The sequence below is a fragment of the Sphingosinicella sp. BN140058 genome (assembly GCF_004135585.1).
In the GTDB taxonomy this organism is placed as follows: Bacteria; Pseudomonadota; Alphaproteobacteria; order Sphingomonadales; family Sphingomonadaceae; genus Allosphingosinicella.
The window spans coordinates 4,090,775-4,104,417 of the sequence record NZ_CP035501.1; the positions used below are offsets into that span (position 1 = coordinate 4,090,775).

General features: G+C 65.5%; 15 protein-coding genes. 9 read left to right on the plus strand and 6 right to left on the minus strand.

Annotated features, from left to right (window positions below):
* Positions 1-487 precede the first annotated feature (487 nt).
* Both ETR14_RS18320 and ETR14_RS18325 read left to right on the plus strand, forming a co-directional pair.
* Positions 488-685: a hypothetical protein gene (locus tag ETR14_RS18320; RefSeq protein ID WP_129387206.1), complete on the plus strand. Its 198-nt coding sequence runs from the start codon at positions 488-490 to the stop codon at positions 683-685.
* Positions 686-975: 290 nt separating this feature from the next.
* On the plus strand, positions 976-1,521 hold the full coding sequence (locus ETR14_RS18325; RefSeq protein ID WP_129387209.1) for a DUF3237 domain-containing protein: 546 nt from the start codon (positions 976-978) through the stop codon (positions 1,519-1,521).
* Positions 1,522-1,916: 395 nt separating this feature from the next.
* On the opposite strand, the gene ETR14_RS18330 is transcribed toward ETR14_RS18325, so the two are convergent.
* Both ETR14_RS18330 and ETR14_RS18335 read right to left on the minus strand, forming a co-directional pair.
* Positions 1,917-2,810 (minus strand): alpha/beta fold hydrolase, encoded by an 894-nt coding sequence (locus ETR14_RS18330; protein WP_129387212.1) that lies wholly within the window; start codon positions 2,808-2,810, stop codon positions 1,917-1,919.
* Positions 2,811-3,584: 774 nt separating this feature from the next.
* On the minus strand, positions 3,585-3,899 hold the full coding sequence (locus ETR14_RS18335; RefSeq protein WP_129387215.1) for a hypothetical protein: 315 nt from the start codon (positions 3,897-3,899) through the stop codon (positions 3,585-3,587).
* Between the two features lie 53 nt (positions 3,900-3,952).
* Here ETR14_RS18335 and ETR14_RS18340 point away from each other — a divergent pair, with 53 nt between their 5' ends.
* A complete protein-coding gene (locus ETR14_RS18340) occupies positions 3,953-4,684 on the plus strand; it encodes a TlpA disulfide reductase family protein (protein WP_129387218.1) in 732 nt (243 codons plus the stop codon).
* A gap of 46 nt (positions 4,685-4,730) precedes the next feature.
* Here the strand turns inward: ETR14_RS18340 and ETR14_RS18345 are convergent, their stop codons facing one another.
* Positions 4,731-5,441, minus strand: a complete 711-nt coding sequence (locus ETR14_RS18345; RefSeq protein ID WP_129387221.1) for a hypothetical protein — start codon at positions 5,439-5,441, stop codon at positions 4,731-4,733.
* A gap of 129 nt (positions 5,442-5,570) precedes the next feature.
* Between ETR14_RS18345 and ETR14_RS18350 the strand changes: the two genes are divergently transcribed.
* Positions 5,571-6,071, plus strand: a complete 501-nt coding sequence (locus ETR14_RS18350; protein WP_129387224.1) for a hypothetical protein — start codon at positions 5,571-5,573, stop codon at positions 6,069-6,071.
* Positions 6,072-6,269: 198 nt separating this feature from the next.
* Here ETR14_RS18350 and ETR14_RS18355 read toward each other — a convergent pair whose 3' ends face one another.
* Both ETR14_RS18355 and ETR14_RS18360 read right to left on the minus strand, forming a co-directional pair.
* Entirely contained in the window at positions 6,270-7,256 is a 987-nt protein-coding gene (locus ETR14_RS18355; RefSeq protein ID WP_129387227.1) for a 4Fe-4S dicluster domain-containing protein, read from the minus strand.
* An 11-nt stretch (positions 7,257-7,267) separates the two neighbouring features.
* Complete coding sequence (locus ETR14_RS18360; protein WP_165356514.1) at positions 7,268-9,487, minus strand: TonB-dependent receptor; 2,220 nt, start codon at positions 9,485-9,487, stop codon at positions 7,268-7,270.
* A 777-nt stretch (positions 9,488-10,264) separates the two neighbouring features.
* Here ETR14_RS18360 and ETR14_RS18365 point away from each other — a divergent pair.
* A complete protein-coding gene (locus ETR14_RS18365) occupies positions 10,265-10,474 on the plus strand; it encodes a hypothetical protein (protein WP_129387233.1) in 210 nt (69 codons plus the stop codon).
* Positions 10,475-10,628: 154 nt separating this feature from the next.
* Positions 10,629-10,772: a hypothetical protein gene (locus ETR14_RS28475; protein WP_165356515.1), complete on the plus strand. Its 144-nt coding sequence runs from the start codon at positions 10,629-10,631 to the stop codon at positions 10,770-10,772.
* Between the two features lie 399 nt (positions 10,773-11,171).
* Here ETR14_RS28475 and ETR14_RS18370 read toward each other — a convergent pair whose 3' ends face one another.
* Positions 11,172-12,278, minus strand: coding sequence for a Gfo/Idh/MocA family protein (locus tag ETR14_RS18370; RefSeq protein ID WP_129387236.1), 1,107 nt, complete (start codon positions 12,276-12,278; stop codon positions 11,172-11,174).
* 145 nt (positions 12,279-12,423) lie between these two features.
* On the opposite strand from ETR14_RS18370, the gene ETR14_RS18375 reads away from it, so the two are divergent.
* The 3 genes from ETR14_RS18375 to ETR14_RS18380 all read left to right on the plus strand — a co-directional run bounded on the left by ETR14_RS18375 (position 12,424) and on the right by ETR14_RS18380 (position 13,553).
* A complete protein-coding gene (locus ETR14_RS18375) occupies positions 12,424-12,684 on the plus strand; it encodes a hypothetical protein (protein WP_129387239.1) in 261 nt (86 codons plus the stop codon).
* Positions 12,685-12,995: 311 nt separating this feature from the next.
* Positions 12,996-13,172 carry a hypothetical protein gene (locus ETR14_RS28480; protein WP_165356516.1) on the plus strand — a complete coding sequence of 59 codons (177 nt, stop codon included), beginning with the start codon at positions 12,996-12,998 and terminating at the stop codon, positions 13,170-13,172.
* Positions 13,173-13,328: 156 nt separating this feature from the next.
* Positions 13,329-13,553, plus strand: coding sequence for a type II toxin-antitoxin system ParD family antitoxin (locus ETR14_RS18380; RefSeq protein WP_129387242.1), 225 nt, complete (start codon positions 13,329-13,331; stop codon positions 13,551-13,553).
* The last annotated feature ends 90 nt before the right edge of the window (positions 13,554-13,643 follow it).

Genomic DNA, 13,643 nt, shown 5'->3' on the forward strand with positions numbered 1-13,643 from the left:
CCATGTCGGCCCACATGGAGGCAAGGGAAAGTTGCGAAAGGCGCAAGCTGCTCGATCTGAATGCAGAGTGCCGCGGCGACTTGGATCGGTAGCACCGCTCGGCTTCGCTTCGGCCCGGGCTGAAGACCAGCGCCGACCCTTCAGCGAAAGAACGATGTCGGCGCACTGGCGCGTGCGATCCTTGCCGGCGCCGTGCGCCGCTAGGCCCGACACATCCGGCACGAAGAACAGGAAACGCCGCGAAGAGCACGAAGCGGCCGGAGGAGCCGGCCAGCCAAATGCGCGCCGGCGAATGAAGCGAGTTTCGATGCGGCGGCGCCGAATGCCCGCTTTGGCGCCGTTCGGGCAGGGAGGGCGACGCTTCCGGAACGGATCGTGCGACCTGCAAGTGGGGTGTGCGTGCTATGGCGCTCGGTGATGGTTTTGAGCCAGCCCGTTTCGACGAATAGCCCTCGAGTGAGCACAAGCGTAGCGAAAGGGCGTCGCAATGATCTTCATCTTCTGGTGGACGGCGACGCTCGTGCTGATGCTCGTGAACTTGGGTTACCTTGCTCGAAAGGTTCGTGAGGACCATCGCGAGGGACGGCGAGCGTGGCGCTTCGTGGGCGTGCTGGCCTTGATCGGAGCTGGCTCGTGGCTGTTGTTTCTCCTCTGGTTCGGCTTCCATGCATTGATGAGCGTCTGAACGGCACCTGCGCTCCCGGGGAGAGCGGGCTCCGACCTTGCCGGCCGTGCGTGTCTGAGCCGGTCTAAGTTCGAGCTGGTGCATGGCCACTCCGAACGTCGAGAGGCGCCACCAGGGGCCTTCGCCGTCGTTCCACGCGCCCGGCAGGGAACAGCCGGAGGGGCGGATTGCACGTCTTGCCGGACCATCGGCGTAGCGCGGCCGAGGGACATGAACTACCCTGCACAAGGGCTGGGGGAACCCGGCGAGCGGAGGGCTATCGCGCTCGTTCCGGGATGGAGAGGGTAAAGATGGATCGCAGGACGGTGCTTGGCGCGGGCGTGATGCTTGCAGGTCTGGGCGTGGGGCCGGCTCATGCCCGGGAGAGCGGGACTCGGCCGGCACCGGCTCTCGTCCACGTGTTCAGCGTGACGGTTTCGATCGGCGCGCCTCAGGAACTCGGGATCGTGGACGGCGCGCGCAAGCGGGTCATTCCGATCACCGGGGGAGAGGTTCGCGGGCCGCGGCTCTCGGGCAAGGTCCTGCCGGGAGGCGCCGACTGGCAGACGATCCGGTCCGACGGTGTTGCCGACATCCTTGCCCGCTACACGCTCCAGGCGGACGATGGCGGCTTGATTTCGGTCATCAACCCTGGCTTCCGACGAGGGCCCGCGAAGGTTCTGGCGCGGATCGCCAACGGTGAGGCGGTCGACCCCTCGCTCTACTATTTCCGAACGACGCCCAGGTTCGAGGCGGCTGTTCCCGGGCCTCATGCCTGGCTGACGTGCAGCGTGTTCGTCTGCTCAGCCGCCCGCTATGCCGAGCGCGTGGAACTCGACATCTTCGAGGTGGGCTGAAGCGCGAGCAGAGGATTCCGCTCCCGGAGCGGGAACACAGGCGATGTCCGCTTGTGAGGGTCGACGCCGACCTTCGGCGATGCACCGTCGAATGTCCGCTTCGGGGCAGGACGATGGATCGCGATCCTGCGATTGACGGTAGCGATCGGATGACCGGGTTGGGTGCAGGCTGTGTGAAAACTCGCTCCGCACTGCGCACTGTAGAATAATCTTCTATTCGCCGTAGTGCTTCGCTTGCGGCAGCCGCTTCGAAGCATTGAAACCAGCGGATTTGGGTGGCAAACTCGTCAATGGGGCCGGTCCCGCGTTCGCTCAGGAGAAATCTTCTACCGCGTCAAGGCGGAGTGGAGTGGTGTTTCACACACCCTCGGTGGAAAAGCGACATTCGCAGGAGCTCACTGGTGGTCGAAGACCCTTGCGATGAACGCCTTCACAGCCTGTTCCACCTGTTGCGGGTTTGTCTCCCAGATGAAGTGACCGGCGTTCGGGAGGCGAACCACCTGTGCATTCGGATTCGCGCGGGCGACGTCATCTGCCTGTGCCGCGACTTCAGCCGATCGGCGCCGGTAGCGCTCGCTGTCGCAATCGTCGTCGCAACGAGGCGGAACGGCCACGACAGAAAGGATTGGAACGTCGATCTGCGAATAGAGCCGAAAACCATTCATCACCGCGGCCTGCAGAGCCAATTGTGGGCTCGACTGTGACGTCGCAGGACGATCAGGTGCGCCCTCCAAGGCCTTCTCGTACCAATCCAGACCATCAGAGAGCCTGAGCAGGTCGCGCCTGAGCTTTGCTACCAGCGTCCGGCCGTCGCTGGGCTGCGCAGTTCCTAGGAGCGCGAGGTCACGCCGGACCTCTGCTGCGATAGGGTAGACCGCGCGTGAGTGCGGGCCGTAGAAAGCCTGCGGTTCTGCGGCTTCGAGGTAGATCAGACCGCCGATTTCCTGGGGGTAGCGCGTTCCAATCTCGCTGAGTTCCTGGCCGGCGATCGAATGGCCGACGATGATCGGCCGCTTCAGTTCCAGGCGTCTGATCACGGTCATGACATCCAACGCCAGGCGCTCGGGTGTATAATTTTGCTCGATCGGGAGCGGATGACTCGATACGCCGAATCCCCGGCGGGTAATCGAAACCACGCGATGGTCCGCGGTGAACTTCTCCGCAAACCCATCGAAATCTTGCGCGGTCCCGCCGAACCCAGCGAGGAAGACCATCGGCCGTCCCGAACCGCTCCATTCGAGCACCTCGAGTGAGACGTTCTTTTCGACCTCGACCATTTGGCTGGTCATCGGCTTCGCTTGTCCCGCGCTCGACGCGCAGAGGAGCAATGCAGCCAAGATCCAAGTGGACCTAATCAAGTCAGTTATCCTTCGCGTGGTACGGACGAGCACAGCAGCATGTCACACCCACGCTGGCAATCCGCTCACGATGGATGGGTGGGTAGCCTGGTTAGTGTTACTCCTCCTCATCCACCGAACGGCGCAAGGCCGTACCGCATGGGCGTTGCCCTGGCGTTCGTAACCGGACCTCCGGCGCGGCTCTGTCGATCGCTCCGGGAACAGCTAATTCGGGTGGAACCGCGCTGTAGCCGTCTACGGCTAGCACCCGCGTCCCATCGTCGCTCTTTCACGCGCAATCCGACGTTCGCCTGCTCCGCACTCATTCAGCTGATTCCCGTGAGATCCGAGACGCGGCGACTTGTAAGCGTTTGTCTGGGCGAGGCGGTCGAGCCTGCCAGAGCGAAAGGCCTGTGACGATGACGAGGAGCAAAATCCCGCCATCGCGAAGATGATCCAGCTTGTCTGCCAACTCCGGGTAGCCACGTAGATAACGCGCTGAGAGCAGGAGGCCGAGTGCTACGCCGGTGCCGGCCATCCGTAGGTTTTCAAGATACAATGGCACAGTGTTTCCTACATCCTCTAAAGCTGCGATGTGGCACTAACAGGATCTGCCAATGTCCGGAAAGGGTCGAAGCACGTCCTAGGTTCTCACCTGGCGCACGCCGGCGGCGAACGTCAGGGGGCCGCGCGGAAGCGGACCTTCGCAGCGTCGCCTGGCGATTGTCATTTACGGGTATTTCGCACCGGGCGTCGTGCGCATTCCTCTTCGGATGGCATCTCGTCCAGTTCGACAACCCTCGTGAAGACGAATTGCTCGTCCGCAGGCCACATGCTCGTTGCTTTGTGCGGCGCCACGAAGCCGACGCCGACGATTCGAAAGCAAACGCCATCCCGTCGGTTCCTGTATGCATCCATCATCGCTTCGGAGTAGGTCGGGTCCCAAGTCTTATCCTCGAACTGGTAAGGCAGAGCCCGCTGGCCTGGAAGATCGTCCGGATAGAAACTCGGGTATTCCCAGGGACGTTCGTCCAGCCTCATCTGGATATTTGCCGCTCGAAAGGGTTCCATTGCGACCTGAGCCGACGGCAACGATGATCGGCATCGCGGCGGTCCGCTTGCAGGGAGGCGAAATGCGCAAGGCAGCCTTTTACATCATGCTGGTGGCCGGTTCCGCCGGCTGCTTGTCGGCATGCGAACGTCGATCCGAGCCGCAAGCCAAGGCGAAACCCGCCGTGGAAGGCGAAGACGTTGCCGGTCAGGACCCGGCTATGGCGAAGAAGCTGGCCGAGGCGAAGGCCGCCTATGCAAGCCTGACGCCGGCAGAAAAGGCGAAACTGGCCGCGGAGATGAAGAAGGTGAAAGGCACGCTGCCCATGTCTCTCGCCGACGCGGGATCGATCAAGATCCGGCCGGACGGCAAGCCCGAGACGACGCTCGCACAGGCGGCGCCAATAGGTACTCCCACACTCGTTGCAGCGTGGGCCAGCTGGTGCATCCCGTGCAAGATGGAGGCGCGCGAGCTGGCGCGGCTGCGCCAACATTATGGTCGCGACAAGCTCAACATCGTGTATCTCAACATCGGCGACCCCGAAGTGGAGCGCGCCAAAGGGCCTGCGTTCCTGCGCGACGCCGCCGCCGAACAGCTTGGCCTTACGATGCTCGACCAGTCGGATTTCCTGAAGCTGACCCGGGTGAATCAGCTCAGCGTGCCGCGCGTCCTCGTCTTCGATCGCGCCGGCAAGCCGAATGCGGTCATCGCCGGCGCCGTTGCGGGCGGGCGAGATCTGCGCTTGGCCGACGCCATCGAGAAGGTCGTGGGTTAGCCGGCTTTCGCACCTTTTCCTTAGCCGCCGCCTGCCCCGGTAAGTCTCAGCCGCGGCCCGCTCGAAAAACGTGGATCAGGCGGCGCAGTCGGCCGGCCTTCGGCGCGTCCCCGCCGTTGCCGACCACCGCAGTGAAGTTCGGCCTCCCCGACGAATGATCATCGCGATCGTGTCGATACCCGGTCAGATGCTCAGCCAGCTCGACGGGAATTTCGAAGGTGTAATCGACTTCGCTCCCGTCGCCGCCTTCTTCCTCCAATTGGTCCATCAGGCGGACTCTAATCGCGGAGAGTTGCTCCGGAAGAGCGCCGATGCCCTCCAGGTGGCGGAGATCCTGCTGTGCATCATGGGCAACGGACCATTGCTGCCGCCCCTTCGAGAAGAAGCTGACCGAACTGAACATGACGTGCTCGTCCGCCTGACAGACGATGACCTCGTTTTCGGCCAGCGAAACCGTCAGCGCCGTCCTCGAACCGAAGCTGAAATCGTTCGAGAACAAGATCGCCCAGCCCGTCGGGAGGTCGGCGGCCGAGAGAGGTGCCTCGTTATCCTCATCCGGCTCGCCCGTGTCCGTCAGCTGCAGGCGCCGCAGAAGCTTCACCTTGCTCATGTTCCTGACAGCAAGCCACGAGATGGAATATCCCATTGTTCGCCCCGTTCGAAGAAACGGCAGCTTACAACGCCGCGAGAGGTCCGCAACCGGTGTCGATGGCCTGCTCGGCGTCCGACTGCCGCGCAGCGAACCGACCTTGGGCACGGCCGCACGATCTGCCCGCGAGGCGAAAGCAGAGGTCGTGCTCGCCAGCGCAATTGCTTGATCGGAAAGATGGACCGTTCGAACCGCGCACGTTGACACGCATCCGGCCGTCAGGGCATCGCATCTCGGATGCGTGCCCTTCTGCTCCTGGCGGCGCTGGCCCTGTCCACAGCTGCGCATCCGGCTTCTGCCGCCGCTCTGCCCGACCGGTGGAAGACCTACATCAATGTCCGGTACGGCTTCGCCATCTGCTACCCGTCGGGCCTGTTCGAGGCGCAGGGGGAAGCCGACAATGGCGACGGACAGGTCTTCAAGGCACGCGACGGCGCCGAGTTGCGCGCGTTCGGCACGAACAACGTCCTGGACCGTAGCCTTGCCGCCGAATTCGCGGCGCAAGTCCGATCCTTCATCGGACGGAACGGCAAAATCACTTACCGGGTGACGCGGCCGGGGTGGGAGGTCGTCTCCGGTACCAACGGCGGGTCACGGCTCTTCTACGCCAAGACGTTCGCACGAAACGATCAGTTCATCACCTTTCAGCTGACATATTCGAAGGCTGCGACACAGCGCTATCGGCCGGTGGTCGATCGCCTGGCCCAATGCTTTCGGCTCACCCAAGGACATAGCTGAGGGCCCGATCCGGAACGTCCGGAAAGGTCGGCCCCGGGGCGGTGCCGGCGAGAAAGGCGCCTGTCAGCCGAAAAGTCAAACGGTCGCGCCGAACCTGACGCCCGTCGGCACATGATGGTTCGTCGCAAGACGGACGTTCTCATCGACCCCGGCTTCGCGCGGCGATGGCAGGTAGCGACCGGCACGTATCCGGCGCGATCAGCCGTCGCCGCTGGCGGCCCGGCGTCTCGCCATCTTGGCCAGCAGGCCGTCGGCAATGCCGGGCCGCGCCCAGGGACAGACGGCGATGCAGAGGCCGCACCCGGCATTGTCGGCAAAGTAGGGAATGCACGTGTCGAAATCGACATACCAGCGTTCGACACCCCGCACCCATTGCTTGGAGTCGCCGATCGCACCGGGCGGGCAGGCGTCGGCGCACACCCGGCAATGGGTGCAGAAATCGTCGGCGCCGAACGTCTCCGACCGGCCGAACGCAAGCGGCATGTCGGTGGTGACCCCGGCGAGCCGAAGGTTCGAACCGTAGGTGCGGTTGATCAGCGAGCCATGCTTCCCGAGCTCGCCCAGTCCGGCCTCGATCGCGGGCGGGATCAGCAGCAGCGCCGACGCGCGCGGTCCGGGATAGGCATGTGCCGAGAAGCCCTGGCGCCGGATCCAGTTGGCCAGGGCGAAGGCGGTTCGGGTGCCGCGGGCATATTGGCGGCCGACCTCGGCGATGCCGGCGCCGTTGTCCGGCGTGCTCGGCAGTTGGCGCAGCCGTTCGTAATCGTGCGATACGCCGAGGATGATCACGTTCGGCTCTTCGATCGCATAGCCCTCGACGACATGGTGCTCCTTGAGCGGCGTGGCCCCGAACAGATCGGCCTCGTTGGCGAGGGCGAAGTCTCGTGCCAAGGTCGTCCATGCCTCCGGCGACCGGGTTGCCCGGTCCGGCGCGATCGGCTCCAGGGGCGGGTGATCATAAGCGGCGGCGAAAGCGTCGCGCGCTTCCTCCGTCACCCGGCACGATGCGCCGGCGACCGCCTGCAGGGCGCCGAACGGATGCTGGTCCGACGGATGCCAGAACATCGGCGAGGCGCGGCGGGGCTCCCGCTCGCCAAGGCCGTTGATCCCGTTGCCAGAGGCATCCGGAATCGCGGCGGCAACGGCAGGGGACGGTGTGTAGGGACGCGGATCACGGCGCGGCATCTTCGCTCTCCTCACAGATCGATGGCGGCGCGCAGGCCGAACTGGCGCGGGGGCAGCGGCACCACGAAGAGGTCGCCGCCCAGCAGCGGATCGCTCGACGGGAAACTGTAGTCGAACGTGTCGAACAGATTGTCGACGAAGGCCGTCAGGCGCAGACCGCCCGGCCCTTCGTAGCTGACGCTGACGTCGACCCGGTCGTAAGCGGGGGCGGTCAGCTGGTCGCCCGAGCGGGAGGCGCGGGTATTGTCCTGATAGGTGATCGCGTCGACGTAGCGATACTCCGCGTGCAATGCGATCCGGCGGTCGCGGCCGAGCGGCAAGGCGTAATCGGCGGCCGCGAACAATGTCGTTTCCGGCACGTTCTCGAAGGGAGTGCCTGAAAAGTCGGTACGGTCGCTGGCCGTGAACACCCGTACGAAATCATCGAACCGGGACCTTGAATAGGAGGCCGATCCGCGCAGCTGAAGCTGATCGGAGGGATGGGCGACGACCTCGATCTCGGCGCCGTCGACATGGGCACGCGCGGCGCTTTCGACGACGCTGACCGGGGTCGGCCCGCCGGTCGGGATGACGTTGATCAGCTGCTGGTTGCGGATGTCGATATGGTAGAGCGCGGCGTTGAAGGTGGCACGCCGATCGAACAGGCGGGTCTTCGCGCCGATTTCGTAATTCTTCGAGGATTCATCTTTGTAGGGCAGGTTGCTGGCCGCATTGCCGGGGAAGCGATTGATGCCGCCCGCTTTCCAGCCTTCCGCATAGGTGGCATAGAGCAGGATGTCGGCCGCCGGCCGGTACGATATCGAGCCCGTCCAGGAGACATTGTCGAAATCGTCGCGGGCGTCGCGAACGACCGGCTGGACGGAGTTGACCGGCGGGCCGAACACCTGGACGCGCTGGCCCGTTCCCTCCACTTTCTCGTGCGACCATCGCCCGCCTGCGGTCACCTCCAGCCTGTCGGTCACATGATAGATCGCGTTGGCAAAGCCGGCGATGCCATCGCGATCGTCCCGATAATCCTCGTAGATGTAGAGCGCAGCCGGGAATGGCGCGACGCCGCGACCGACCCGACGGTCGCGGCGCTGATCCTGCCGCTGGTCGAACAAATAGGTGCCGGCAAGCCAGTCGATCGGCCCCGCGCGGCCGTTCAGCCGCAGCTCCTGGCTGACGAAGCGCTGCTGGATCTCGACGTCGAGAGTCGCGCCGCGGAAGCTTTGCGGCGTGGCGGCAAGCGGCGGCGCGGCCGGCAGGGTCACCGGGTTTTGGGCGGTGATACGGCTGTCCATGTCGGTGAACACGTCCGAGCTCGTGTAGCGCGCGCCGCTGATCGAGGTCAGGGTCATGCCGCCGCCGAGCTGCGCAGTGACGTTGAGCTGTGCCCCGCGATTGTCCTTGCGGTCCGGTGAGTCCTGATCGACGACGCTTTCGTAGCGGCGGGTCGCCAGGCGCACGCCGCGGATCGCCTCATTATAATCGCGGTCGCTCCAATCGCCGATCAAGGCCACGTCGATTGTGTCGCTCGGCGTCCAGCGCAGCGTTCCCCGCAGGGCGCTCTGACGATACCAGCCCTGCCGGTCGCCGCTGACGATGTTGTGCAGAAAGCCGTTCGAGCGGCGGTGCTCGGCGCCGATGCCGGCATAGAGGCCGGTGCCGATTTGGCCGCTGATCACGCCCTGGAGCCAGTAGCTGTCGAATTCCGCAGCTTCCAGGCGGAGGCGGCCGCGCAGATCTGGCCCGGGCATGCGGGTCACCAGGTTCACGGCGCCGCCCTGTGTGTTGCGACCGAACAGGGTGCCTTGAGGGCCGCGCAGCACCTCGACCCGGGCGATGTCGAGGAAGCTCGTGTCGAAGCCCATTTGCGGCAGGTACATGCCATCGACGAACACGCCGACGGCAGGCTCCAGGCCCGCGTTGAAGCCCACGCCGCGCATGGTCAGATAGGCGAAATCGGCGCTGTTGTTGACGCTGCCAGGCGCGACGAACAGCCCCGGCACCTCGGCCGTGAGGTCGTTGACGTCCTGAACGCCGCGCCGCTCGAGTTCAGTGTCGCTGATCGCCGTCACCGCCATCGGCACGTCCTGCAGCGTCTCGGCCTGCTTGCGTGCGGTGACGAAGATCGCGTCCGGTGCGGCGGTGGCGTCATCGGCGTCGCTTCCGGTCTGCGCCGACGCCGGCGATGCGCAGAGCGCGAGCAAAGACAATCCGCCAAGAAGCGGGCCCAAAGATCGTTGCATTCGGTTTTCCCCTCCGCCCGTTTCCGGGCTCCGAGCGGAGAAATGGAGCGGTGAATCTCTCGCTGGCAAGGGCCGTTCGCATCGCCTGCCGACGATTTCCGACGCCGCGATCCAGTCTGTGGCACGCAAGGCACAAGGTAGGTACGTACCTACGTTCGTCTTCGAAACCGAGCAATGATTTCGGACGCTTCTGTTGGGATCCTGGCGGCTCGAGCAAGCGGGACCGACTGGCTGCCCCATCTATCTTCGCCGTGATTCTGGTCTTGTCCGAAGCCTGCGCGGACGGCGGCATCGTGTCGAAGCCGGGCTCGGCATCCGCCGGTGCCTACACCGTAGCGACGCGCCGTTGCGCGGACCGGACCTTCGAACGCCGCGGCGGCGAACCAAAGTGTCGCAGTTTCGGCGCGACGGAGAAATGGGCATTCGCCTGAACGCGGTGCGGACGCTATGCCGTCACCCATGACGAGCTCTGCCGCGGTCGAACGTGCTTATGAACTGGCCCGATCAGGCCAGTGCCGCAGTGTTGCGGCGATCATCCGGCGCTTGCCCGAAGAGGACCGGGCGGCTGTCGAAGACCATCTGAGGACGCCGTCCGCCCGGCGGGATCTCATTCTCGTCTGCAGCGACGCCTGGCTCGCAGCGGGGTAGCACTCGCGGCGGCCCACCTCGCGGCGGCAAAGGTGGAGAGCCGGCCCGCTGCGAAGATCGCGCGGCGGTCTGGCCCTGGGACTTCGGGTGTGGCAGGAGCCGGGCACCGCCGAGCATGAGGGGCACGCCATGGATCTTGTCATGATTGCGCAGATTGCTCCGTCGCTGATCTTGTCGTCGATCGTGTTCGCGCCGTTCTACATCCTGTTCAAACGTGCAGGTCGGTCGGGCTGGTGGGCGCTGGTCTCGTTCATCCCGTTGCTTGGTCTTGTCGGGGTGCCCTGGATGCTCGTGCTGATAGGCCGGAAGAGCCCTCCCGTCGTGGAGGTTTTCCGGTAGAGCCGGCCTTTGGCGCGGAGCCTTCCCGGCTTGAGACTCCGGCCTTCGTCGGAATGACAGGCGGTGGGCGAACCGCGACAGGAGAGTTGGCAGAATAGCCGTGGACAGACATGTGTATTATCTGCATAGTACACCCTCTGACCAGGAGACTGCCATGTTCGACAATCCTGTGGCGCAGCGAACCGCGATCGCGGCCGGGGTGGGAGCGCTTATCGCAATCCCGGTGCCGTTCGTCGGGCCGATCTTCGGTGCCGTGGTCGGCGCCGGCATCGGCTTTTTCACGGCCAAGCGCCGCTGACGCGATCGTCCTGGCGCATCGAACCTGGCATTGCGCGCGTCTCATTCCTTTAAGCTTGTCTCCGTCTGGCTGCGACGAAGGTGCAAAACGGTGCAGGCGAAGCCGCGAAGGAGCGATAAGCCGGATCGAGATGGAAGTCTGCCGCAGGATCGGGTTGGTCGCGTTCGTTCCCGGCCGCTCGCAGCGGCGGCGCTTGCCCTTTGCGCCGCGCTTTTCCGCACGGAGATCCCGGCCCTCGCCGGGATGACGAGTGTGGGAGGTGTGCGGCGTTTCTGGCGTTCGGCCGCGGGGCGGCGCTTGCCCTCCGCGCAGCGCCTTCCCGAACGGAGATCCCGGCCTTCGGCGCGCTGACGGGTTAGGAACGCCCCGGTATGTCCGCCGGCGCGATCTTGCGGCGGATCAAAGCCTGATCGTTCCGCCGCCGGCCGCCGAGCGGTAGATGGCGTCGACGATGCGCATGTCCTGGAGGCCCATCTCGCCGGAGATGAGCGGCTGCCGATCGTTGAGAATGCATTCGGCCATGTGATCGAGCTGGCCAACGAACTGGTTGACCGCTGGGCCGGGAGGCGGGGTGAGCTGTTCCTTGCGGCCGTCCCGGGTGAGGCTCAGCGTCTGGCCTTCATAAGGCGTTGCCGGCTCGAGCTCGATCCGGCCCTTGTCGCCGGTCAGGCGGACGAAATTGTGGTTGGAGCTGTAGGACGACATGCCGTGGTTGATCGCGCCCGACGGGAATTCGAGCGTCCAGGCGCTCAGATCCTCGACCTCGGCAAAGCGCGGGTCCTTGCGATCGGTGGTGCTGCGCGCGGTGACCGCGACCGGCTCCTCGCCGGTGAGATAGCGGGCCGCCTGGACGGAGTAGACGCCCATGTCCATCAGCGAACCGCCGCCGGCGAGCGCCTTCTTAAGGCGCCACTTGGTCGGATCGCCCTGGACGAAGCCGTGTTCGGCGAGCAGGTAGCGCGGGCGGCCGATCGCGCCGTCTCGGACCAGCCTGATCGCGTGGAGATTGTGCGGCTGGAAATGGCTGCGATAGCCGACCGCCAGCTTCTTGCCTGCCTTGCTGCAGGCGGCGATCATCGCCTCGGCCTCGGCGACGCTGACCGACATCGGCTTTTCGGTGACGACATGCTTGCCCGCCTGCGCCGCCCGGATGGTATATTCGGCGTGCATGCTGTTGGGCAGGATGACGTAGACAACATCGACGTCGGGATTGTCGCGGATCCGATCGAACGTCTGGTAGCTGTACAGCGAGCGTTCCGGGACGTCGTACTGGGCGGCAAGAGTTCGTGCCTTGGCAGGGTCGCCGCTGACCAGAGCGGCGAGGCGGCTGAAGCGGCAATTGGCGAATTGCGGCATGATGATCCGGGTGGCGTAATAGCCGAGGCCGACGATCGCATAGCCGATCTTGCGCGCGGGCGGCTCGGCGGCGCGGCAGGCGCCGGCGCTCGCCGCGGCGGCAAGCCCGCTGAGCCCGATCAGAAGGTCGCGCCTGTCCAGATCCGCCATACACTCTCCCTTCGCGTTGCCCCGGGCATAAAGGAGCAGGCGCGGCGGCGCCAGCCGGCCGATGGTCGGGGTTCCCAAGTGCCCGCCCGGGGAGCGGCACGCGCGCTGCGCTCGGGCGTTGGCCCGGGCTGGATGGAGGTTGGCGATGAGCAAGAAGAGCAAGGGGGATGTCGCAGGGAGCGACGCCGGGGAGACGGGCGGGGTGCCCGCGATGGCAGCCGCCGGGCCGCCGCCGCTGCCGCGCCTGCTGGCGGCGCGGGAGAGCGCCGAAGTGGAGGCGCGGATCGGCGGCTTCGGCTTTCACGCACGGGCCGAGATCAGCCCCGCCGGACTGTTGGCGATCGGCGGGCTGGTCGGTACGATTCTGCTGTCGACGGCAGTCGTGGTGCGCGCCGCGCGGCGGTGAGCGCTCTCGCGCCGTTGCCGTTCCTGGATTCGCGCGGACGATTGGGCTGCTTGGTCTCCGGGCCAAGCGAGGGGCCCCTTATGTCGCAGGCCTTTGTTCGAGCTTCCTCAGCGAAGGGAAGGGCTTCGACAGGCTCAGCCTGAACGGGTGGGGGAGGGGGATCGGGTTCGTTCCCGCGACGCGCGGGGGATGTTGGTGCGCGTGTCTAGGGACCAGCCCCGCCGACACAATTGAAACACTTCTCCGCAGGCGGCGACATAGAGCGGTGACACGCCGGGGCGAGATTGCTTCTCATAGCAAGGAGCAACGCCATGAAGTCCGCTTTTGCCGGTTTCGCGCTCACCGCAGCTTTGCTGCTGGTGCATGCGAGCTTCCTTCCGACCGCGGGGCCGACGGCCGATGGCCGTTACGACGGCGGCATCGCCGAACGGCACAGCCACGAGGACAAGGCGGCGGTGGAACAGGAGCTCGGTCTTGTCGGCGCCTGAGCGGCAGACGCTCTGGATCCCTGCGCTGTGGGCGCACGGAGCCGATTGGCCTCAGGCGCCCTTGCCCTGGTCGCAGCCGGGGGCGGGCACAGGATCCGAAAGCGGCGACGCGCCGCTGGGCGACAGCGACGACGATATTCAGATGGGAGAAGGGTAATGGCAAGTAGCGTAAATCTGGGCGAGCAGCTCGAAAATTTCATCACCGATGCAGTCAAGAACGGCCGCTACGGCTCCCGCAGCGAAGTGCTTCGCGAAGGCGTTCGATTGGTCCAGGAGCGTGAGGCCCGCTGGGCCCGCTACGAAGCCGAGATCGACGGTGCGGCCGAGCCGACCAACGGCGCCCGCATCCCCGCGACCAACGGCCGCGTCTGGATTTCCTGAACCCCGGGGGGTCGGGGACACCGGTCCGCCGTCCGGCGGCCGAGCGCGACCGATGATCCAGCCTTGGCGGCTGGGCGACGGGCCGGTGTC

Coding starts and splice junctions, on each gene's coding strand:
- ETR14_RS18320 (WP_129387206.1), top strand. CDS start 488: ATGATCTTCATCTTCTGGTGGACGGCGACGCTCGTGCTGATGCTCGTG.
- ETR14_RS18325 (WP_129387209.1), top strand. CDS start 976: ATGGATCGCAGGACGGTGCTTGGCGCGGGCGTGATGCTTGCAGGTCTG.
- ETR14_RS18330 (WP_129387212.1), bottom strand. CDS start 2,810: ATGACCAGCCAAATGGTCGAGGTCGAAAAGAACGTCTCACTCGAGGTG.
- ETR14_RS18335 (WP_129387215.1), bottom strand. CDS start 3,899: ATGAGGCTGGACGAACGTCCCTGGGAATACCCGAGTTTCTATCCGGAC.
- ETR14_RS18340 (WP_129387218.1), top strand. CDS start 3,953: ATGATCGGCATCGCGGCGGTCCGCTTGCAGGGAGGCGAAATGCGCAAG.
- ETR14_RS18350 (WP_129387224.1), top strand. CDS start 5,571: ATGCGTGCCCTTCTGCTCCTGGCGGCGCTGGCCCTGTCCACAGCTGCG.
- ETR14_RS18355 (WP_129387227.1), bottom strand. CDS start 7,256: ATGCCGCGCCGTGATCCGCGTCCCTACACACCGTCCCCTGCCGTTGCC.
- ETR14_RS18360 (WP_165356514.1), bottom strand. CDS start 9,487: ATGCAACGATCTTTGGGCCCGCTTCTTGGCGGATTGTCTTTGCTCGCG.
- ETR14_RS18365 (WP_129387233.1), top strand. CDS start 10,265: ATGGATCTTGTCATGATTGCGCAGATTGCTCCGTCGCTGATCTTGTCG.
- ETR14_RS28475 (WP_165356515.1), top strand. CDS start 10,629: ATGTTCGACAATCCTGTGGCGCAGCGAACCGCGATCGCGGCCGGGGTG.
- ETR14_RS18370 (WP_129387236.1), bottom strand. CDS start 12,278: ATGGCGGATCTGGACAGGCGCGACCTTCTGATCGGGCTCAGCGGGCTT.
- ETR14_RS18375 (WP_129387239.1), top strand. CDS start 12,424: ATGAGCAAGAAGAGCAAGGGGGATGTCGCAGGGAGCGACGCCGGGGAG.
- ETR14_RS28480 (WP_165356516.1), top strand. CDS start 12,996: ATGAAGTCCGCTTTTGCCGGTTTCGCGCTCACCGCAGCTTTGCTGCTG.
- ETR14_RS18380 (WP_129387242.1), top strand. CDS start 13,329: ATGGCAAGTAGCGTAAATCTGGGCGAGCAGCTCGAAAATTTCATCACC.